The 21,301-nt window shown below is 65.7% G+C and carries 18 protein-coding genes; 11 read left to right on the top strand and 7 right to left on the bottom strand.

Annotated features, from left to right (window positions below):
- Nucleotides 1-5: 5 nt before the first annotated feature.
- Nucleotides 6-908 carry an arginase gene (gene rocF / locus D9X30_RS05050; RefSeq protein ID WP_153949180.1) on the bottom strand — a complete coding sequence of 301 codons (903 nt, stop codon included), beginning with the start codon at nucleotides 906-908 and terminating at the stop codon, nucleotides 6-8.
- Between the two features lie 217 nt (nucleotides 909-1,125).
- Between rocF and D9X30_RS05045 the strand changes: the two genes are divergently transcribed.
- Together D9X30_RS05045 and D9X30_RS05040 are read left to right on the top strand one after the other, a co-directional pair.
- Nucleotides 1,126-2,739 (top strand): MFS transporter, encoded by a 1,614-nt coding sequence (locus tag D9X30_RS05045; protein ID WP_228771014.1) that lies wholly within the window; start codon nucleotides 1,126-1,128, stop codon nucleotides 2,737-2,739.
- 24 nt (nucleotides 2,740-2,763) lie between these two features.
- Nucleotides 2,764-3,219 carry a MarR family winged helix-turn-helix transcriptional regulator gene (locus tag D9X30_RS05040; RefSeq protein WP_092602590.1) on the top strand — a complete coding sequence of 152 codons (456 nt, stop codon included), beginning with the start codon at nucleotides 2,764-2,766 and terminating at the stop codon, nucleotides 3,217-3,219.
- 25 nt (nucleotides 3,220-3,244) lie between these two features.
- Here the strand turns inward: D9X30_RS05040 and D9X30_RS05035 are convergent, their stop codons facing one another.
- From D9X30_RS05035 to D9X30_RS05025, 3 genes are all read right to left on the bottom strand, one after another.
- Nucleotides 3,245-4,522: a cobyrinic acid a,c-diamide synthase CobB gene (locus D9X30_RS05035; protein WP_228771015.1), complete on the bottom strand. Its 1,278-nt coding sequence runs from the start codon at nucleotides 4,520-4,522 to the stop codon at nucleotides 3,245-3,247.
- A 161-nt stretch (nucleotides 4,523-4,683) separates the two neighbouring features.
- Nucleotides 4,684-5,349 carry a response regulator gene (locus tag D9X30_RS05030; RefSeq protein ID WP_153949182.1) on the bottom strand — a complete coding sequence of 222 codons (666 nt, stop codon included), beginning with the start codon at nucleotides 5,347-5,349 and terminating at the stop codon, nucleotides 4,684-4,686.
- A 334-nt stretch (nucleotides 5,350-5,683) separates the two neighbouring features.
- Nucleotides 5,684-6,640, bottom strand: coding sequence for a LysR substrate-binding domain-containing protein (locus D9X30_RS05025; protein WP_153949183.1), 957 nt, complete (start codon nucleotides 6,638-6,640; stop codon nucleotides 5,684-5,686).
- Between the two features lie 848 nt (nucleotides 6,641-7,488).
- Here D9X30_RS05025 and D9X30_RS05020 point away from each other — a divergent pair.
- The 4 genes from D9X30_RS05020 (at nucleotide 7,489) to D9X30_RS05005 (ending at nucleotide 10,552) form a co-directional block, all read left to right on the top strand.
- Nucleotides 7,489-7,779 (top strand): transposase, encoded by a 291-nt coding sequence (locus D9X30_RS05020; protein ID WP_194946572.1) that lies wholly within the window; start codon nucleotides 7,489-7,491, stop codon nucleotides 7,777-7,779.
- A gap of 101 nt (nucleotides 7,780-7,880) precedes the next feature.
- Nucleotides 7,881-8,219 (top strand): hypothetical protein, encoded by a 339-nt coding sequence (locus D9X30_RS05015; RefSeq protein ID WP_153949185.1) that lies wholly within the window; start codon nucleotides 7,881-7,883, stop codon nucleotides 8,217-8,219.
- Nucleotides 8,220-8,312: 93 nt separating this feature from the next.
- Complete coding sequence (locus tag D9X30_RS05010; protein ID WP_153949186.1) at nucleotides 8,313-9,674, top strand: DUF3300 domain-containing protein; 1,362 nt, start codon at nucleotides 8,313-8,315, stop codon at nucleotides 9,672-9,674.
- 2 nt (nucleotides 9,675-9,676) lie between these two features.
- A complete protein-coding gene (locus D9X30_RS05005) occupies nucleotides 9,677-10,552 on the top strand; it encodes a DUF2950 domain-containing protein (protein ID WP_153949187.1) in 876 nt (291 codons plus the stop codon).
- A 7-nt stretch (nucleotides 10,553-10,559) separates the two neighbouring features.
- Here the strand turns inward: D9X30_RS05005 and D9X30_RS05000 are convergent, their stop codons facing one another.
- Nucleotides 10,560-11,303: a Crp/Fnr family transcriptional regulator gene (locus D9X30_RS05000; protein WP_153949188.1), complete on the bottom strand. Its 744-nt coding sequence runs from the start codon at nucleotides 11,301-11,303 to the stop codon at nucleotides 10,560-10,562.
- Nucleotides 11,304-11,585: 282 nt separating this feature from the next.
- Between D9X30_RS05000 and D9X30_RS04995 the strand changes: the two genes are divergently transcribed.
- A complete protein-coding gene (locus D9X30_RS04995; protein WP_153949189.1) occupies nucleotides 11,586-12,656 on the top strand; it encodes an extracellular catalytic domain type 1 short-chain-length polyhydroxyalkanoate depolymerase in 1,071 nt (356 codons plus the stop codon).
- Nucleotides 12,657-12,746: 90 nt separating this feature from the next.
- On the opposite strand, the gene D9X30_RS04990 is transcribed toward D9X30_RS04995, so the two are convergent.
- Nucleotides 12,747-14,057, bottom strand: a complete 1,311-nt coding sequence (locus D9X30_RS04990) for an MFS transporter (protein WP_153949190.1) — start codon at nucleotides 14,055-14,057, stop codon at nucleotides 12,747-12,749.
- Nucleotides 14,058-14,358: 301 nt separating this feature from the next.
- Between D9X30_RS04990 and D9X30_RS04985 the strand changes: the two genes are divergently transcribed.
- Nucleotides 14,359-18,327 carry a DUF748 domain-containing protein gene (locus D9X30_RS04985; protein ID WP_153949191.1) on the top strand — a complete coding sequence of 1,323 codons (3,969 nt, stop codon included), beginning with the start codon at nucleotides 14,359-14,361 and terminating at the stop codon, nucleotides 18,325-18,327.
- Nucleotides 18,328-18,456: 129 nt separating this feature from the next.
- The gene (locus D9X30_RS04980; RefSeq protein WP_153949192.1) at nucleotides 18,457-18,642 is read left to right on the top strand and encodes a rubredoxin; all 186 of its coding nucleotides are present in this window, start codon (nucleotides 18,457-18,459) and stop codon (nucleotides 18,640-18,642) included.
- A gap of 236 nt (nucleotides 18,643-18,878) precedes the next feature.
- Here D9X30_RS04980 and D9X30_RS04975 read toward each other — a convergent pair whose 3' ends face one another.
- The gene (locus D9X30_RS04975; RefSeq protein ID WP_092602616.1) at nucleotides 18,879-19,061 is read right to left on the bottom strand and encodes a hypothetical protein; all 183 of its coding nucleotides are present in this window, start codon (nucleotides 19,059-19,061) and stop codon (nucleotides 18,879-18,881) included.
- 275 nt (nucleotides 19,062-19,336) lie between these two features.
- Here D9X30_RS04975 and D9X30_RS04970 point away from each other — a divergent pair, with 275 nt between their 5' ends.
- Together D9X30_RS04970 and D9X30_RS04965 are read left to right on the top strand one after the other, a co-directional pair.
- Entirely contained in the window at nucleotides 19,337-19,840 is a 504-nt protein-coding gene (locus tag D9X30_RS04970; RefSeq protein WP_153949193.1) for a hypothetical protein, read from the top strand.
- A 292-nt stretch (nucleotides 19,841-20,132) separates the two neighbouring features.
- A complete protein-coding gene (locus D9X30_RS04965) occupies nucleotides 20,133-21,299 on the top strand; it encodes a cytochrome c oxidase subunit II (protein WP_153949194.1) in 1,167 nt (388 codons plus the stop codon).
- Nucleotides 21,300-21,301 lie beyond the last annotated feature (2 nt).

The raw sequence follows: 21,301 nt of genomic DNA, 5'->3' as shown, positions 1-21,301 counted from the left end.
GCCGCCTACAACGTCGATTTGCCGAACAGGCTTTCGAGCAGCTCCACAACCAGTTCCGCCGTCTGGTTGTGCACATCGCGCGCGGGATTCAGTTCGAGCACGTCCAGCGAGCCGAGCGCGCCGGTATCCTCGATCATCTCCAGGGCAAGGTGCGCTTCGCGGTAGGTCGGGCCGCCGCGCACGGGCGTGCCCACGCCAGGCGCGATCTGGCTGTCCAGGAAATCGACATCGAAGCTGACGTGCAGGTGCGTATTGCCGTCGATACCCGCCAGGGCGTGTTCCATGGTCAGGCGCATGCCGTTCTCGTCGATATAGCGCATGTCATAGACCGTCAGGCCCAGTTCCCGCAGCCGCATCTTCTCTTCGGCATCGACGCTGCGGATGCCGATCTGGCGGATCTGCCGCGCCGTCACAGCCGGGGTGACGCCGCTGAGCGCGGTCAGCGGTGCCGGCCCGTCGCCGCAAAGGCAGGCCACCGGCATGCCGTGAATATTGCCGGTGGGGCTGGTGCTGCCGGTATTGGCATCGGCGTGGGCGTCGAGCCACAGCACCATCAGGCGCTTGCCCTGTTCGCGGCAGTGGCGGGCGGCCGCGCTGACCGACCCGATGGCCAGGCAATGATCGCCCCCCATCAGCAGCGGCATGTGGCCGGCCGCCAGCGTCGCATAGGCGGTCTCGAAAACCTGCTCGTTCCAGGTCAGCACCTCCTGCAGATGCCGCATGCCGTCGACCGGCGCCTGCCACGGGTTGCCCGGCCCGCTCAGGGTGCCCAGGTCGCGCACCTGCAGCCCGTTGCGGGCCAGCGCACTGGCGATGTCGGCCACGCGTAACGCGTCGGGGCCCATCGAAGCGCCGCGAATGCTGGCGCCGACATCGGTGGGCGCGCCAATCAATGTGACTGACTTCATGCAATCTCCCGGGAGCTGGATGAAAGTGTCGAGGGCTCAGTGCATCGATGTGTCCTGTGATGCACCCGGTGGGCCGGCATCAATAAACCTGCTGCTAACCATCATCGCACCGATCCTGTAACCCATCGTAGGAACGCCAAAATCTTCTGCCGGAACAAATTGCCGCCCCTATAATCTGAAGATCATTGATCGCACAATTATTGATCGGGCAATAGATATGGCATCGGATTCGGGGCACGTGCAGGGCAAGTCACAGTCGGGTAGCCAAGGGCAGGTCTTGCCATTTCGCGAGTCGCTGCTGGCGATGCTTGGCATTGCCTTTGTCGTGATGCTGGTCGCACTGGACCAGACCGTGGTGTCCACGGCGCTGCCGACCGTGGTGGCCGAGCTGCAGGGGTTCGAGTACTACGCTTGGGTGGCCACGGCATATCTGCTCACTTCGGTGGTCACGGTGCCGATCTTCGGCCGGCTCGGGGATTACTACGGGCGCAAGCCGTTTGTGCTGGCGTCGATCGTCGTCTTTCTGGTGGCTTCGGTGTTATGCGGCATGGCTTCGAGCATGCCGTACCTGGTGGCGGCGCGTGCGCTGCAGGGGATTGGCGGCGGCATGCTGGTCGGCACCGCGTTCGCCTGTGTTCCCGACCTGTTTCCCGATTCGCATGTGCGTCTGCGCTGGCAGGTCATCCTGAGCACGGCATTCGGGCTGGCCAACGCGCTCGGCCCGTCGCTGGGCGGGCTGCTGACCGAATGGTATGGCTGGCGCGCGGTGTTCTATATCAATGTGCCTGTCGGCCTGATGGGGCTGGTGATGGCCTGGCGCTACCTGCCCCATCTACGCCAGTCGGGGCACGAGGGGCCGGTTCGCATCGACTGGCTGGGGGCGCTACTGATTGCGGCCGGGCTGGGCAGCCTGCAGCTGTCGGTGGAATGGTTGCCGGAGCGCGGCTTCGACATCGTGACCACCGGCCTGATGGTGCTGTCCTGCGCGTCGTTCATCGCGCTGTGGCAATGGTCACGCCGGTGCGAGGCGCCGATCCTGCCGCTGGACATGTTTCGCAATCCGGCGCTGGCGCCGCTGTTCCTGCTGGGCGTCCTGGGTGGTTTTGCGATGTTCGCGCTGCTGCTGTACGCGCCGCTGCTGTTCCAGGGCGGATTTGGCTACTCGCCGAAGGAAGCCGGCCTGCTGGTCACGCCGCTGGTGGTCTGCATTACCGTCGGCAGTATCGTCAATGGCCGTATCATTACGCGCATTCCGCAGCCCAACAGCATGCTGTATGCAGGGTTTGCCATGCTGGCGCTGGCGCTGCTCGGTCTGTCGCAGGCGACGCGCAGCATGCATCACAATGTGCTGCTGGCCATCATGCTGTGCGCGGGCCTGGGGCTGGGCTTCGTCCTGCCTAACCTGACCGTATTCGCACAACAGACGGCGGGGCGCGCGCACCTGGGCATTGCCACCGCCATGTTGCAGTCTCTGCGCATGGTGGGCGGCATGGTGGGCACGGCGCTGGTGGGAACGCTGGTGACGCGCAGCTACACCACAGGGGTGACGGCGTCGCTGGCAGCGGCGAATGCATCGGACTGGGCGTCCCGGCTGACCGATCCGCAGATCCTGATCGACAAGGCCGCCCAGGCGGAATTGCTGACCCATCTGCAAAAGGCAGGGCACAATGGAGCCCTGCTGCTGGAGCAGGCGCGGGTGTCGCTGGTAAGCGCCATCCATCTTGGCCTGTTGCTGGCGGCCGTCGCGGCGCTGATCGGCATATGGCGGGTGCGCCGCGTGCCGCCGATCAGGCTGGCGCGGGTGCATGAGCCCGCAATGGCCGCGGACTGATATCTGCCAACTGGAGACTCGATTTTGGAACTGGAGCGACAAAGCCTGGCCGTGCTGCAACAGTTCGGACGCACTTACCGCGCATACGCCGCCGCGTTCGAACAGCGCATCGGGCATCCGTTGCCGCGCTGGCGCATTCTGTTTGCCCTGTACGGACACGAAGGCCCGATTGCGCAAAAGCCGCTGGCTGACCGCGTGGGCATGGACCCGGGCGCCCTCACGCGCCAACTCAAGGCCCTCCAGGAACTGGGATGGATCGAGCGTTCCACGAGCGAGCGCGACAATCGCATGACCAACGTGACGCTCACCCAGCTGGGCCGCGACATCGTTGACCAGGCCATGCCGCGCCGTTCGGCATTCCTGCAGGACGTGCTGACGGGCGTGTCGGAAACGACGATGCACAACCTGTCGAAGGGGCTGGCCCAGCTGGAAGCCGGCATCGCCGACGCCGTGGCACGCACCGAACGCGACGCCGCCTGACCCGCCGCCCGCTATCGCGCTTCCGTCAGCATGCGCCCAGCACCGCCGCAATCGCGGCGGGATTCGACGGAAAATAAAAATGGACGTACGACGCGGTGAGGCTGCCGGCCTGATAGACCGCTTCTCCCGTGCCGCCATCGCGTGGCGACACGGCCCTGACCGCTGGCGTCAGCGGCGTTGCTGCGCTCGAATAGTGGAACGTATGGCCGCGCAGCACTCCGCCGGTGCCGGGTAGTGTGACCGCCTGGTGGCCAATCGCGGCCAGCCTGCGCTGCATCGTCACCGTTCCGGGCAGCAGACCGGCCATGGCATGGCTGACGCCGTCCTTGTCAACGAGGCGCTCGAACAGCGCCATCATTCCGCCGCATTCCGCCAGTATCGGCACGCCCCGCGCATGCGCATCGCGCAGGGCATCGCGCATCGCCGAGTTGGCTGCCAGTGTGGCGCCGTGGAGCTCAGGGTATCCGCCCGGAAGCCACACGGCGTCGCAAGGTGGCAAGCCGTGGTCGCGCAGCGGCGAAAACCACGCGACATGCGTGCCCAGCGCCGTCAGCGTATCGAGGTTGGCCGGATAAATGAAGCGGAAGGCGTCGTCACGCGCAATGGCGATGCGCTTGCCCGCCAGCAGCCGAGGCAGCGGCGCCGCAGTGTTGGCCGGCCCAAACGCCACGGGCGCGGGCAGGTGCGACAGCGGCAGTGCGGCCAGTGCGTCGGCCAGCCTGTCGAGCCGCGTCATCAGGTCCGGCAGTTCGTCGGCACTGAACAGTCCAAGATGCCGCTCGGGCAGGCTGGCCGATGCGTCGCGCGCCAGCGCGCCGGCCCACGCAATGCCCGGCGGCACGCTTTCGCGCAGCATCTCGGCATGACGGGCCGTGGCAACGCCATTGGCCAGCACATGCATCGCCCAGAACGGCTCCCCGTAGTGCGCCAGCCCGTAGGCCAGCGCGCCGAACGTCTGGGCCATCGCGCCGGCCTGGATGACCACCAGCACCGGCAGGCCGAACAGGCGCGCCACATCGGCGCTGCTCGGCGTGCCGTCGTGCAGGCCCATCACGCCTTCCACCAGGATCAGGTCTGCGTCGGCCGCGGCGTCGCCCAGGCGCGCCCTGGCATCGGCTTCGCCCGTCATCCAGAGATCGATCGACTGCACTGGCGCGCCGCTTGCCGCGGCCAGCAGCGTGGGGTCCAGGAAATCGGGCCCCGTCTTGAAGACCCGCACGCGGCGGCCCTGGCGTGCGTGCAGCCGCGCCAGCGCCGCGGTGACGGTGGTCTTGCCCTGGCCTGACGCCGGTGCGGCAATCATCAAGGCGGGCACCGCGCGGCCAGGGGGCGCGTCGGGAGGTAGCGAAGGCGGTGGCGATGTCGGCAACATGAACGTAGCGGATGCGGCGGGCCGGCCCCCGCACGGTGAGGGCTTCGGAGGGGCCGGTTGGCGTGGCCGATTATAGCGAGCGGCGTCCATGGTCATCCGCCTTGTGGCAGCACCATGCCCTGCAGGGCCGCGCATTCGAACAGCTCGCGGTCGTTGGTGACCCCGAGCTTGTGCATGGCGCAATTCTTCTGCCGGCTGATGGTCTTGACGCTGCGGCACAGCGTGGCGGCAATCTCGGTTACCGAGCGTCCGGTCAGGTACAGGCGCAGCACTTCCGTTTCCCGCGCCGACAGCCGCTGCATGCCTTCGCGCCCGATCGGCATCATGGGGCGTACTTCGGTCGGCGCCAACGCCCGCAGCGCCGACTTGCCGATATAGGTGAAGCCGCGCTGGGCACGGGCAATCGCCGTCACGATTTCGGAAAGCTGGCTGTCCTTGAGCAGCAGGCCCTGCACACGGACATCGAGTATCGTGCGCAGCACCAGCGGATTCGTGATCATCGTCAGCACCACGACCGCCATGGCCGGATAGCGGCGGCGCAAGGCCGTGATCAGGCGTACGCCATCGAGCTCGGCGGGCCCGGGCATGTGATAGTCGGTGACCACGACATCGGGCCGCAAGTTGTCGGCCTGCTGCAGCAGGTCGGTGGCACTGATCACTTCCCCGCAGACCTCCCAGCCGGTCTGCGTCTGCAACCTGGCCCGGATCGCCGCCGTAATGACGGGGTGGTCGTCGGCCAGCAAAATCCTCAACGTCATCCATCGACTCCTGTCCTGTTCACATGGCTCTTCAGCGTTCGGCTTCGCGCTGGCGTCAAAAAATGCGCCGCACGCGGGAGTGGCGTGCGGCGCCAACACGCATCGACTGCGTGCACGCGCGTGGCGGACTGCATGGGAGACAGCCCGCAACACTGCGATGCCCGGCGAGGTTAATGCCCGCAGGCGCGGATGGGAGTAAGAGGATTCGCAAAATGCACGAAAGACTGCTGCGATTGCGCAGGGGAAATGCAGACGGCCCCGCGATGTCGCCATCGCGGGGCCGTGTCAGTGGGTCGGGGCCGTGTTGGGGCCGGCGCTGGCCGGTTCGCCAGGCTCAGGCGATCGCCGCCAGCGCGGGGGTGCGGTGCTGTGCGTGGCGGCGCCCGTCGATGGCCTTGAGCGGATCGCGCAGGATCGACGCGCCCACGTCCATGATGTCGCGCAGCGCGGCGGGGTCCTGTGCCCGCTGCGGCGTCCAGAAATGCAGCGCCGCCCAGGCCGGAAACGCGGCAGGCGGTGCCAGCAGCCGGGTCTTGCGGTCGCGGGTGACCAGCGGCACGTTGAAATCCAGGACCGGGCAGATGCCGCCGGCGGAATGCAGCAGCGTGATCTGCGTATGCCATGACGGCACCACGGTCTCGCGATGGCCTGGCGTATTGGCGCGCCGTGCCAGAAACGCATGCAACGGGCTGCCGCTTTCGCAGTCCTCCTGCAGCAGGATCCAGTCGGTTTCCGCTTCGTCGTTCGTGCCCCCGCGCGCGGCGCTTACCAGGCGGCGCGGCGTGGCCAGGATGCTATGCGGCAGCACGCTGTCGGGCACGTTGGCGCCATCCACCACGAACGCGCAATCGAGGTGGCCGGCGTCGAGACTGTCGCCCAGCGACGCATCGGCAATGACCGGCCGCGTGACGAAGCTGTCATGTGGAAAGCGTTCGCACAGCGTGGTGAGGATTTCCGTGATGACCGGATCGCCGATCGACGACGAGAACCCGATCGAAATGCGCCGGCGGTTGCCGGTGGCATGGGCCGAATGGTCCTGCGGCTGGACCAGATGGTTCCAGCGCGCCAGGATTTGCCGGGCCGTCTGTTCGAGCCGCAGCGCGTGGGGCGTAGGCTCCAGCGTGCCGTTGCGCTTGACGAACAGCGCATCGCCGGTGATCTCTCGCAGGCGGGCCAGGCTGTAGGCCACGGTTGGAATGCGTCCCTGTGTGCAAGCCGCCACCGCGCCGAGGTCGCGGTACTCCATGAGCAGGACGAACACATGCAATAGCTTGGTACTGACGTGCCGCATACTGACTTCTCCCGATCCGAACTTCTGTTTTTCTTGTTGTGGCGAAGCGTTGCAACTTCGTGACTACGAGACCTGCCGTTGCCGGTCCTGCCATCACGCAACGCCTGCGACCTGTACAGCATGAAACTACGGGGGGCGGGAACGAAAAACATGTGCGCCCGGGCAATGCCACCCGCGTCTTTGCACGCGGGTACATCCACGATTGCCGCGCTTCTTCGACAGAGCATCGAAGGCATGTGCGGTACGGCAGTGGCTCCTCTTCCTCAGGCCCGGACCCGGCAATCGCCATCATCACCATGGCGGTGAAGGGGCTGCCGGACGCCTGTCTGCGAACGCCGGGGAGGCGTGCCCTGCAGGCGTTTGAAATTTAGTTGATGCGAAGAAATCTTAATACAACATTTTGGAAACTACTAGAACGGCGTGTGATGTCATGTTTGTCATCTGACCTGCAAAGGCACCTTTGTTCGCACATCCATACAAGGCGAAAACCCGCATGGCACGTACCTCGCAGGGCGATGCACCTGACGCGGCACTGACCCGGAGGCGATTGCACGGTGTGCCAGAAAAGTGTTTCAACCCGATGATCCGGCATGAATTCGGAATCGGAATATTCCAAGATGGAAAAACAAAATTTGGTCGCGGTGGCAAGGCTTGCGCCATAGGGGCGGAGTCCGCATGGGATTGCCGCCGCCAGCGACGTTGACCATGCCGATGCTTTCATTCAATTTGCTTAACTCGTGCGGCGAAGACACTGAATTCCTTTTGCGCAAGGGCTGGGCTACCTTACCGGCATGAACGGCAGGCCGTTGCGCCCGCCGCGCGGGGGGAGGCCACGAGCGGAGGCATCGGTGAACAGACGCTATTCGGAGGAGCAGATCCGCATGTACCTCGCCGAGGCCGCGAATGGCGTGCCCGTGCGGGAACTGTGCGCGCGCTATGGTTTCAGCGATGCCTCGTTCTACGGCTGGCGTGCCAGGTATGGTCCGACACGGCATGGCGACGGCGCCGACACGCGGCGCGTGCGTCAGCTCGAGGAAGAAAATGTGCGTCTGAAGAGTATGCTTGCGGATGCGCTGCTGCAGCTCGAGCTGCTGCGCAACCGAACCGGCAGGCGGAGCCACGGCAAGACGGATGCATGACATCGTGCCCGGACCTCTTGCCTGCCGGAGGCCGTCGCAAGGCAACCCCCGTGTTGCCAATGAATTCTGGAGTGTTTCTGGTGAGAAAGGTTTTGGCAGCCATGGCTGCAGCCGTATGCGTGGTCCCATTCGTTGCCTACGGGCAGGCGCCATCGACGGATCCGTCCACGCCGATGATCGCCCCGCCGCCCCCGCGCATGCTTGATCCCGCCACGTCCACGGTAGATGATCCGGGCGGCGCGTCAGGCACATCGCAGCGCGAGCATTGCCGCCAGTTGCTCGACAAGATCAATGCATTGCCCGCCGGGCCGCAGTGGTCGCAGGGCCAGTCGAACGTCACCACCGCCGACGGGCGCAGCTATTCCACGCTCGAACGCGCGCCGGAACGCAAGCGCCTGGAAGAAGCCTACCGGCAGGAGTGCGCGCAGGCCCGCAAGTAAGTCAATAGTCAGCCAGTCAGTCGGGGTAACGAAGCCTGGGCCAGCATTGGCAGGCAGGTGTAGCGGTCCTTTTTCGTCATTGAGGGAGTGATCATGTTGCGCGTGCGACGAATCGTGGCCTGGCTGCTCGGGCTGACCCTGCTCGCCATGGCTGGCAGTGCGTTGGCCCAGGCCAAGCTGGACAAGCCTCATCTTGACCAGTTGCTGGCGCCCGTGGCGCTTTATCCGGATGCGCTGCTGTCGCAGGTGCTAATGGCTTCGACCTATCCCGCCGACGTGGCGGCAGCCGCGCAGTGGTCGAAATCGAATGCGAGCCTGTCGGGCGATGCCGCCACCAAGGCCGTGGCCAATGAGCCATGGGACCCTAGCGTGCAGTCGCTGGTGGCCTTCCCGTCGGTCATGGACATGATGGGGCGCCAGCCGCAATGGGTGCAGTCGGTGGGCGATGCGTTCCTGGCGCAGCCTGACGACGTCATGGATTCGGTGCAGCGGCTGCGCGTGCAGGCGCAGAAGGCCGGCACGCTGAAGACCACCGAGCAGCAGAAGGTGGTGACGCAGCAAAGTGGCAGTACGACGATCGTACAGATCGAGCCCGCCAATCCCCAGGTCGTGTATGTGCCTGCCTACAACCCCACCGCGGTCTATGGCACGTGGCCCTATCCGGCTTATCCGCCCGCCTACTATCCGCCGCCGCCGGGCTCGGTGTTCGCGACGTCGCTGGTGGCGGGCATCGGCTTCGGGCTGGGTGTGGCGGCGGTGAATTCGATGTGGGGCGGATTCAACTGGGGCGCGCATGACGTCAACATCAACGTCAACCGCTACAACAATATCAACGTGAACCAGCGGCTCGACGTCAACCGCGCCAACGTGAACTGGCAGCATAACCCGGCCAACCGCGGCAACGTGCCGTACAACAATCCCAACGTCGCCAACCGTTTCGATGCGCAGCGGCAGCAGGCCCTGGCCAATCGTCCGCCGCCGGGACAAGCCGGTGGTCAGCGGCTGGGGCAGGGCGGTGGCGGCGTCCAGAACCCGCAGCGGCCAGGACAGGCCGGGGCCGCCCAAAGCCAGCGTGACGCCGCGCGAGACCGCGCCGCACAGTCGTTCCAGGGACGGACCGGCCAGTCGATTGCAGGACACGGCTCGCCCGGCGTCAATCGCCCGGGCAGCGGGCAGAATCCTCGCCCGGCCGGCGCAGATCGCCAGCACGCCGATCAGATGGACGCGCGCAACCGGGCCCGCGACACCAATCATGCCAACGCCTTCCACGATGCCGGCAATGGCGACCGCATGCGCCAGCAGGCCGAGCGTGGCGGTGCAGGACTGCAGAGCTTCGGTGGCCAGCGGACCATGCCGGACCACGGCGGCTTCCACGGCGGCGGCGGCGGAGGCGGCGGCCATTTCGGCGGCGGAGTCGGTGCTGGCGGCGGTCATTTCGGTCACGGTCGGAGATAACGATGAAGCACAACCAGGGAACTCGCGGAAACGCACGCGGTTGGAAGTCGTTGCGCGCGCTGGCCATGGCCGTGCTGGTCGGCGCGTCGATGTCTGCGCCGGCCGTGGCGTTGGCGCAGCAGGTTTTCCCGTCACCCGAGGCGGCCATGGACGCGCTGGGCGATGGCGTGGCACGCAGCGATACCGACGCGCTCAAGCGCGTGCTGGGCGCGCAGTATCGCCGGATCGTGCCGCCACATCTGGACCAGCAGGACATCTACGATTTTCTCGGCGCCTGGGCCAATCACCATGCTGTCCGCAAGGACGGCGAGAATAGCGCCAGCGTGGAAGTGGGCGGCAGCGGCTGGACGTTTCCGGTGCCGATCGTGAAACGCAAGGCGGGATGGCAGTTCGACCTGACGGCAGGCGAGCGCGAGGTCAGGGTTCGCCGGATCGGCCGCAACGAGATCGTCGCCATGGACACGCTGCTGCAGCTGGCCGATGCCCAGCAACGCTATGCCGAGCAGGTGGGCAAGGGCGCCTACGCCGGGCAACTGGTCAGCACGCCGGGCAAGACCAATGGCCTGTACTGGCCGTCGGCATCGAAGGAAAACGACAGTCCGCTGGGGCCGGATGCCCTGGCCATGGGACCGGAGACGCCGCCCGACGAGGCGTTCTTCGGCTATCGCTACCGCGTCATCGCGCCGCCGAAGGGCAGCGACGCAAAATTCGCGTTCATCGCATGGCCGGCGCGCTATGGCGATTCCGGCGTGCATTCGTTCATGCTGGACAGCGAGCGCCGTTTCTACGAGCGCGACCTGGGCAAGGCTACGGCGTCGCGCGCTGCGGCCATCCGGACGTTCGCGCCGCAAGGGTGGAAGCCGGTGGCAAAGGAGTAGGGGATCTTCAGTCGCCCGGGCCCCGCAGCGCCACGCGGTCGGGGTCCGCGTAGACGTCTGCCAGCCCGTCTGGATCGACGATCCGCAGCATGCGGTGCCGTACCGTGATCAGTCCCACCGACCGGAAGCGCGATAGCAGCCGGGACACTGTTTCCAGGGTCAGGCCAAGGTAGCTGGCGATGTCATTACGCGTCATCGCCAGCGTCAATCCGCCGTCGGAAATGCCGCGACGCGCCTGTTCTGCGGCCAGGTCGAGCAGCAGCATGGCCAGCCGTTGCGACGCCTTCATCGACCCAATGGCCACCATCAGTTCGGCTTGACGCCCGGCCTGCCGCCGCAGGTTGGCCAGAATGGCGGCGCGCAATGCCGGATCGGCAAGGCTCTCGTGCAAAGCCTCGATGGGGATGGTGCAGCACTCGCTGTCCTGAAGTGCAACGGCGCTGGCCCCATGGGCGGCGGATTCGTTCGGCTCCAGGCCGCATACATCGCCGCACTGAAAAAAGCCGCTTACCTGCCGCCATCCCAGACGGGATTCGTAGACCTGCTTCAGCCCACCCGTGCGCAGGGGGAAGACCGCCAGTGTGGGCCGGCCCTGCGCATAAAGCACGTCGCCAGCCCGTAACCGCACCCGACCGGGCGCAAGCGGCACGGGTGCCCGCAATGCGCTATCGCCGCAGGCATGGCGACATGCCTGACGGAATGGACAAATTGTGCAGGATGGGGCGCTTGCGCCGGGACGTTCGAAGGACATCGTCGCGCCGATCGGTCCATGGGGTGTTTATGCGTTTCAGTATAAATGTCCGTAAATGGCATGGATTTGCCGCCGTTCTGCATTCTTTCGTCGCCATGACGTAAGTTTTTTCGAAGGCATTCCCCCCGTTCGGGGCAGGACGATTCCCACAAGGGAATCTTTGTTTCCAAAATTCATGTTGCATCTTGCAGACAATGACGGCAGTTCGTCACTTCGCCTGTGTTATGCTGCGTCGCACAAATAGAGGAGGAGACTCGTTCCTAGATGAGCAGGAGTCTTCATATGGCCAAAAGCCTGTCTCCGACCTGGGATGCACAGTGGCGACAATTCGGTCGCCCGCACTCCCAGGCCGCGAAGCAAATTCGTTCCTGGCTGGGGCGCCTTGATCCGGCGCAGCCGGCTGCAAGGCGGCTGCGACACCCCGCGGGTGAGCCCGCGCCAGCCGAACTGCCCGGATCGTGGCAATCCCACAAGCTGGGCCTGGAACCGCTGCCGGGCGAGCTGGTGCCGCAGCTGTCGTATCGTCTCTATATTCCGTCTGGCGCCAAGGGCGCGTTGCCGCTGGTGGTGATGCTGCACGGCTGCCAGCAGACGCCCGAAGACCTGGCTGCCGGCACGCGCATGAACGCACTGGCCGAGCGCGAGGGATTCATGGTGGCTTACCCGCAGCAGCCGTTGCGCCGCTCCGTACACCGCTGCTGGCAATGGTTCGACCTGGGCGACGGCGTGGGCGGTCGCGAGGCGCAGGCCGTGGCCATGCTGATCGACGAACTGTCCAGCCGGCCTGACGTGCGCACAGGCGAGATTTATCTGGCGGGTTTGTCCGCCGGGGCGGCCATGGCTGCCGTGGTGGCGCTGCGTTATCCGGAAAAAGTCGCGGCGGTGGGTTTGCACTCGGGCGTCGTGATCGGCGCGGCCGGTAATCCGGGCGCGGGCCTGAAGGCGATGCGGCATGGCACCGAGCTGGAACCGGCTTTGCTGCTCGATGCCGCCGGCGTGACGCCGGGCGGCCCGGAGATGCCCGCGATCGTCGTGCACGGCATGACCGATGACGCCGTGAATCCCATCAATGGCCGCCTGCTGGCCCGCCAGTTTCTGACCTACAACGGGCTGAGCGAACGCACCGGCGCGCGTCTGGACTGCGCCAACGATGCGCCGCCGCTGGAAGCGGGCGACTATCGGGAAGCCCGCTTTGGCCGATGGAATCGCGACGTCGTGCGGCTGGTGGAGGTGGCCGGTCTGGACCACGCGTGGAGCGGTGGCGACGCCAGCGTGCAGTACCACAGCGACGTTGGGCCGGACGCAAGCTGGATGATGTGGCAGTTCTTCCGGCAGCATCGCCGCGCGGCATGATGCGGCCGCCGTGGAATGGAAAAAGGGGAAGGCTTCTGGCCTTCCCCTTTTTTCATCCGGACGTGCCGGAAAACGCGGTGATGCCGTAAATCAGGCTTCCCGCTTGCGCACGAACAGTGCGGTGATGATGCCCATGACGCAGACACCGACCACGTAGTGCGCCGGGGCCAGCTTGTCGGTCTTCAGCATCAGCGAGACGATGACAGGCGTCAGCCCGCCGAAGATCGCGTACGAGACGTTGTACGAGAAGGACAGGCCCGAGAAACGCACCTGCGCCGGGAAGGCATGCACCAGCACATACGGCACCGCGCCGATCGTGCCGACGAAGAAGCCAGCCAGTGCGTACAGCGGCAGCAGCAGGTCAGGGCGCGTGCCGATGGTGGTGTACAGCAGGTAGGCCGTCGCCGCCAGCAGCGCGCCGCCGATGGACAGCGTCAGGCGGGCGCCGATGCGGTCGGCCAGCACGCCGGCCACCACGCAGCCAATCGACAGGAACAGCGTGGCCGCACTGTTGGCAACCAGCGCCGTGCGGGCGTCGAAGCCGAACAGCGTCTGCAGGTAGGTGGGGGTCAGCAGGATCACCACCACGATGCCGGCCGACAGCATCCAGGTCAGCAGCACCGAGATCAGCACGGCGCCGCGATGGTCGCGCACCACGGCCTTCAGCGGCATTTCGGCGGCGAGCGCCTTGCGCTGCTGCAGTTCGGCGAACACCGGCGTCTCGTGCAGCCAGCGGCGCAGGTACATCGACCCCACGCCGAAGATGCCGCCCAGCACGAACGGCAAGCGCCAGCCATGGGCGAGGAGTTCCTGCGGATCGAAGATCGCATTGATGCCGGTGGCCACCAGCGAGCCCAGCAGGATGCCTGCCGTCAGGCCCGCCGTCAGCGTGCCGCAGGCATAGCCGATGTGGCGCTTGGGCACGTGTTCGGACACGAACACCCAGGCACCCGGCACTTCGCCACCCACGGCGGCACCTTGCAGGATGCGCAGCACCAGCAGCAGCACCGGGGCCAGCAGGCCGATGGTCGCGTAGGTGGGCAGCAGGCCCATCAGCAGCGTTGGCACCGACATCAGCAGGATCGACAGCGTAAACATCTTCTTGCGGCCCAGCAGGTCGCCGAAGTGCGCCATGATGATGCCGCCCAGCGGGCGCGCCAGGTAGCCGGCCGCGAAAATGCCGAAGGTCTGCAGCAGGCGCAGCCAGTCCGGCACCGAAGCCGGGAAGAACAGCTGGCCAATGACCTTGGCGAAAAAGACAAAAATAATAAAATCGTAGAACTCAAGCGCACCGCCCAATGCTGCAAGGGCAAGCGTCTTGTAGTCCTGGCCGGTCAGCGGGCGGGCGGCGTGGCCGCCTTGCGCGCCCAGTTCCCCGGCAGTACTGCTGGACGTGGACATGAAAAGACTCGCATGGATACATTCACATGCGAAGCGCGCAACACGGATGACGTGGAGGAAGACGGCCGAGGGGTGACGACACGAACTTGGCGAACCGGGGCCGGCGGGTAAGCCGGCAGGCACGACGGGACGCTTCGCAAAGGCGTAAAGATACCAGATCGATGTGTTTCATCTGCGATTTTGATCAGATTGAATACTAAATCGGCCGTCGCGCTGCCATAATCCGTCTCCATAATACAAAAGCAAGTGAAATCCGGGGCACAAAGCGCGAAATGCGCGGGGTCATATATTCTGGGGTGACATGGCTTTCAAGGATTCCATCCAGGCTGCAACAGGGGCGGCCATGGCAACGCCGCGCCGGCGCGTGGCCGTGCGCGTCGCCGGCGGCGTGGTGGCCGCGCTGGCTGTTTTCGGACTGGCCGGCTATGTTGGCGGGCCGCCGCTGATCAAATACCTGGTAGAAAAGAACGCGACCGAGGCGCTGGGCCGCAAGGTCACGCTGGGTGGCGCGCAGGTGCGGCCATTCGAACTGGGCGCGACGCTGAACGACCTGACCATTTTCGAGCCCGATGGCAAGACGCCCATGCTGACGCTGGGCGAGGTCGAGGCCAATACCTCGGCCGCGTCGATCTGGCATCTGGCGCCGGTGGTTGATTTCCTGCATGTGGACCGGCTCAGCGTGCATGTGGTGCGCAATGCCGACGGCCGCATGAGCTTTGCCGACATCCAGGAACGCTTTGCCGCCCAGCCGCCCAAACCGGCCGACAGCAAGCCGGCGCGGTTCTCGGTCAGCAATATCGCCGTGTCCAACAGCAGCTTCGTCTATGACGACAAGCTGCTCGATACCGTGCAGCGCGTGGAGAACTTCACGCTGACCCTGCCGTTCCTGTCGAACCTGCCGCACGATGTAGCCATCAATACGCGGCCGTCATTGTTTGCCAAGATCAATGGCACGCCGCTGGCGCTGGACGGTACATCGCAACCGTTTTCCGATAGTCACCAGACCGACCTCAACGTGAATCTGGACGGTCTGGAATTGGCGAAGTACATGGCATTCGCGCCAAAACTGAAGGATGCGGAGGTCAAGGGCGGTCTCGTCGATACCCGGCTGAAGGTGGGCTTCCGGCAGGAAAAGGACAAGCAGGACCTGTATGTATCCGGCACGATCGCGCTGCGCGATGCCGACGTGCAGACGCACGCCGGAGCGCCGATCGTCAAGGCCGGACGTCTGGCCGTCGATCTGGACCGCGTGCAGCCGCTGGCGCACACGGCACATGTGAAAAGCATCGAACTGGAGGGATTCGACCTGCAGGCGCTGCGTCGCCGGGACGGTACGCTGAACCTGGCCACCGCCTTTCTGCCGGCAGCGGCCCCAGCACCGAAGGCCGCGGCACAGGCCCCGGCCAAGGCCGCACCGACATCGGCTGCTTCGGCTGCATCGGCATCCGCGCCTGCGGCAGCAGGCGTTCAGGCGCCGCCGAAGGCCGAGGAGGTGCCGTGGTCGTATGCCGTGGACCGCGTTACGGTCAAGGAAGCCAGGCTCGGGTTTGTCGACGAACTGGCGCCATCGGGCCCCGGCAAGCTCGACATCGGCCAGGTCAACGTCGATATCGTCAATCTCGCCAGTACCGGCGACAAGCCCGCGAAGCTTGACGCCAATATCACGATCGCCAACGGGCAGACCGTCAAGCACACTGGTGAACTGGGCCTGAAGCAGGGCACGCTGACGGGCACGCTGGAAACGGCGGGCCTGCGGCCGCAAGGCTTCTCGGCGTGGTGGCCGCGCGCGCTGCACAGCCAGCTGGGCGAGACGGCCGTCAACGCCGCGCTGCATTACACGATGGCGTGGACGCAGCCAGTGTTCCAGTTCACGTTGCAGAAATCGCGCGTCGAATTGTCGCCGGTCTATGTGGCTACGCGCGATCCGGTCAAGGTGCCGGCCGCGTCAGGCGCATCGGCCGCCGCCAATGACAGCGATGACGATGCCAAGGCCGCATCGGCCCGGCGCGGTGCCCGGGCGGCACGTACGGCGCGCGTGGCGGATACCGCAGGCGCCAACCTGCCGCTGATCCATGCCGACAAGCTGATCCTGGACGATATCCAGCTCGATCTGGCCAAACAGACTTTCGAAGCCGGGCAAGTGGCGCTGGTGAAGCCGCGCATCGCGGCCACGCGCGATCGTCGCGGCGAGCTGCTGGAATCGGCGCAAATCTGGGCCACCGAATCTGCCGAACAGAAGGCAGCGGACCAGAAGGCCGCTGCGAAGCCGGCACCGCAGGCCAATGGCGGTGCGGCGGCGCCCGGCTGGAAGGTGCGCGTGGGCAAGGTGGCCGTGGACGGTGGCGAGGCACGGCTGGCGGACTACGCACCTGCTGAAGTCAATCACGGCCGTCCGGTGATCCACCAGTTCCGCAATATCGGACTGAGCACCGGCACCATCACGTGGCCGCTGTCGCCGGGCGCGTTGCCGATGAAGCTGCATGCCGAAAGCGGCCGCAAGGGCGTGATGAACATCGACGGGCAGGTGGTGCCGACCGGGCCCGCCGCGCAACTGCAACTGGACCTGCGCGATCTCGATATGGCGCCGCTGCAGCCTTATCTGGCCGATCGCTTCAACGCGGCGCTGCGCAGCGGCACGATGACGGTCAAGGGCAAGGTGGCGTACGACGCGCCAGCCGGCAAGCCGATCGCCGTGCGCTTCAGCGGCAACGCCTTTGCGAGCAACGTGCGTACCGTCGATCGCATTTCCGGGGATGACTTCCTGCGCTGGCGCGCACTGGCGGTCAATGGTATCGACTTCAGCATGGACGATGCCAAGGGGCCGATGCAGGTTGGCGTGAGCAACGTGGCGCTGAACGACTTCTATGCGCGCGTGATTCTCAATGCCAACGGCCGGCTGAACCTGCAGGACGTGGTGGCCGGCGGTGCCGAGAAGGGCGAGGCGGCGCCGTCCACGAGCCTGACGCAGGCCAGCCCGGCGTCGGCCCCGGAGGCCAGGCCCGCACCGCAGGCCGCACCCGCCAGGCAAGCGGCCGGCCCGAAACCCCAGATTCGCCTGGGCGGCGTGACGATCAACAAGGGCAACATCAACTTCTCGGACTTCTTCGTCAAGCCGAACTACTCGGCCAACCTGACCGACATGAAGGGCTCGGTGTCGAAGGTGTCGTCGGCCGATCCCACGCCGGCGGACCTGGTGCTCGACGGCCGGCTCGACGACGACGCGCCGGTCAGCATCAGCGGCAAGCTCAATCCGCTGGGCGAGCAGCTCTATCTGGACATCGCGGCCAAGGCTGCCGGCGTGGAACTGACACGCCTGACGCCGTACGCGGCCAAGTACGCCGGCTACCCCATCACCAAGGGCAAGCTGACGGTCGATGTGGCGTACAAGATCGAGAATGGCAAGCTGGACGCGAGGAACCACCTGTACCTGGACCAACTCACGTTCGGCGACAAGGTGGACAGCCCCGATGCCGTGAAGCTGCCGGTGCTGCTGGCCGTGTCGCTGCTCAAGGACCGCAATGGCGTGATCGACATCAACCTGCCGGTGTCGGGCTCGCTGTCGGATCCCGAGTTCAGCATTGGCGGCGTGATCATGCGCGTGATCGTGAACCTGCTGACCAAGGCGATCACATCACCGTTTTCGCTGATCGCCTCGGCGTTCGGTGGCAACGGCGAGGAGCTTGGCTATATCGAGTTCGCGCCGGGATCGTCCACGCTGACCGATGAGGGGCGCAAGAAAATCGAGACGGTGGGCAAGGCGCTGAACGACCGCCCCTCGCTGCGGCTGGAAATCAGCGGGCGTATCGATCCGGCGACTGATGCCGATGGCGCGCGCCGCGTCTGGCTGGACCAGCGCGTGGCCGAAGCCAAGCAGCGCGACCTGCGCCGGTCGGCCCAGGCTGGCGTGCAGGCCGAGGAAGGCGAGGGCGGCGACCAGGGTGCCAAGGTGACCGTGTCGAAGCAGGAGTATCCAAAGTACCTCGAAGCGGTGTACAAGCGCGAGTCGTTCAAGAAACCGAAGAATTTTATCGGCCTGAACAAGTCGCTGCCGCCGGCCGAAATGGAAAAACTGCTGCTGGAAAACGCCCCGGTCACCGATGCCGAACTGCGTGCGCTGGCGGACCAGCGCGCGCTGGCGGTCAAGCAGTCGCTGGAACGGGACGGCAAGGTGCCCGATTCGAAGCTGTTCCTGACGGCGCCGAAGCTGACCGCCGAGGGCATCAAGGACAAGGGCACGCCCAACCGCGTCGACTTCTCGATCCGGCAATAGCCGTCGCCCGACATGCTGCCCGGTGCGGCGTTTGAACGAAAGCTTCGAACGCCGCAGCCCGGGTGCCCGCACCGAAACCGCGTATCATTCGCCCCGGACTGACCGATTGACGATCAAAAGGAGCGAGTGTTGGAGCAGGAAGCGATTGCCTACAAGACCTGGGTTTGCCTGATTTGCGGGTGGGTGTACGACGAGGAACAGGGCTGGCCCGAGGACGGCATCGCGCCTGGCACGCGCTGGGAAGCGATCCCCGAGGACTGGCGTTGCCCCGAGTGCGACGTCAGCAAGGGTGACTTCTCGATGATCGAGATCTGAGTTCCGGCAGGCATTCAGCGGATGTGGGAGTGCCTGTGCCGCAACTCCCTGCACAGGCCGGCGCGTGCGCGCCGGCGCGCGCATCGCGTGTAGCGCATCCGGAAGGGATGGCTGCATCGCCATAGCGCGGACGCCACGGTCAGGACCAGCAGCGCCGCCATCAAGGCAGCGAGCAGTGTCAATGACATCGCGCCTCCTTCTCTCTCACAGGCGCTTCACTTCCAGCGGCCGCGCAGCTATATCAGCAGCGGCAACGCCTCCAGCACGAGCACCCCCAGGAGCACCCCGATGATTGCGCCCGCGCACCGGCAGCTGATACGCAGCGCCTTGGCGGCCACCGGGATCGCACCCATCGCCAACAGCCCGACGAGCGCCATGGGGATCAAAAACACAAGATCGTGCGCCTGTACGTGAATCATGGCGGTCTCCTGTCTTGTTTCGTTCTGATCCCAGTATAGGCCGTGGGTGGCGAATACAAGGCCGGAAGCGTCAGGGTTGTCCCGCAATGTTTGAAACGCTTGCAGAGTTTCTATCTTGCGGCGCATGTCGCGCGAGACGCGGCTGTCGTCGGGCCGTGCGTGCGCTGCGCCGCGCTGCACAACGTGCCGGGCGGGCGCGCCGTCTGCACCTGCCGCGGCCCGTGTCCTATGCTGGACGCATGATGGCTATCGTCGGCCACCAATGGGAGGAAGCTATGGAACTTCACATGCATTCGCACCACTACGTGCGCCGCCTGCCCGACTGGTCTGCCGCCGCGGTATCGGGCCTGGCCGCAGGGGCGTTGCTGATCGTCGTGGAGATGTTCTGGTCGAGCATGGTGGCCGGCGTGCATCCGTGGGGCACCACGCGCCTGATCGCTGCCATCGTGATGGGCCCCGACGTGCTGCAGACGTCGATGTTCAGTGTCAGCACGGTGGCCGTGGCACTGATCATTCACTTTGTGATAGGCATTGTGCTGGGCTGTGTGCTTTGCGCCATCATCGCGCCGTTCCAGCTCGATTCGAGCGCGGGCATGTCGATGCTGGTGGGCGCCGGATTCGGAGTGGTGGTCTACCTGTTCAACTTCCATGTGATGACGGCCGCGTTCCCGTGGTTCATCGACGCGCGGGGCTGGCATACGCTGGTGGGCCACCTGATCTTCGGCATGTGCATCGCGCTGTGCTACTGGAAGCTGGAATCGCGCGATGTCGTGCACTAGATACATCGTCTTGTGATGCAAGGTGTTGTGCGCATGGCATGGCTGTGAGCCACGGCCCGCAGGCGCACACGGATGGCAGTTGGGACCGGCATGTCCCCACTGCCATTTTTGCTGTGCCGCACGCGTGACATGCCGGGTGTGGCCGCGCGAGTGCCTCCGAACGATATGGGGCACATGTCGCCTTGCAGTGGCCTGAACCGATGCACTAGTCTTATTCCACGTGCGTGAACGGGCGCACCTGCCTGCCCCTGCCTTCCGGCCCGTTCCCTTGCGTGCGTAAGAGGAGGGGGACATGGCGATCGCGGTCGTGCTCGTCATCATGGTCGCTGCTTCGGTGCTCTTTCATTTCCTGAGCCCCTGGTGGCTGACACCGCTGGCGTCCAACTGGAAGCAGATGGACGACACGCTCACCATTACCCTCGTCATCACCGGCCTGTTCTTCGTCGGCATCAATGTGCTGCTGGGGTATATCGTCTGGCGCTTCCGGCATCGCGCGGGGCATCGGGCCGCCTACGAACCCGAAAACCGCAGGCTGGAGCATTGGCTGATCGGCCTCAGCGCGGTGGGCATCATGGCACTGCTGGCACCGGGGCTGATTGTCTACGCCGACTATGTCAGGCCGCCGCACGAGGCCATGGCGATGGAGGTGGTGGGCCAGCAATGGCAATGGGCATTCCGCTTTCCCGGCCGGGGCGGCACGCTGGGCACGACGGACCCGCGCTTCACCAGCGCCACCAATCCGATGGGCCTGAATCCGGACGACCCGAACAGCCAGGACGATGTGATCGTACTGGGTCCGGAAGTGCACCTGCCGTTGAACCGCCCGGTCAAGGTGCTGCTGAGATCGAAGGACGTGCTGCACGATTTCTATGTGCCGCCGTTCCGGGCCCGCATGAACATGGTGCCGGGCATGGTGACGTCGTTCTGGTTCACGCCCACGCAGGCGGGCAAGTACGACATCCTGTGCGCGCAGCTTTGCGGCGTGGGGCACTACAACATGCGCGGCCATGTGGTGGTGGAGGATGCCGCGGCATTCGACGCCTGGCTGGCCAAGCAGCAGACGTTCGCGATGACGCAGGCCAAGTCGCCGCAGCCGGCCGCGCTGCCGGGGACCGGCGTTGCCCCCGGCGCGGGCGCCAGTGGCAACGTCGAGCAGGGCCGGGCGCTGGCACAGAGCAAGGGTTGCGTGGCATGCCACAGCATCGACGGGACGCAGGGCGTGGGCCCGTCGTGGAAGGGCTTGTACGGCAGCACGCAGACGTTTGCCGATGGCAGCAGTGCCACCGTCGACGACGCCTTCCTGAAGAAGGAAATCGAGGATCCGCAGGCGCGCGTGGTCAAGGGCTTTGGGCCGGTCATGCCAAAGTTGCCCGTGACCGATGCGGAGGTGGCGGCGCTGTCCGCCTATATCCATTCGCTGGGCTCCGGCGCCGGTGCGGCGCCCCAGGCCGGAAAGTAGGC

It is taken from the genome of Cupriavidus sp. U2 (assembly GCF_009663685.2).
GTDB classification, from domain to species: Bacteria; Pseudomonadota; Gammaproteobacteria; order Burkholderiales; family Burkholderiaceae; genus Cupriavidus; species Cupriavidus necator_C.
The sequence above is the reverse complement of the archived record's forward strand: the minus strand, read 5'-3'. Positions and strand labels throughout refer to the sequence as shown.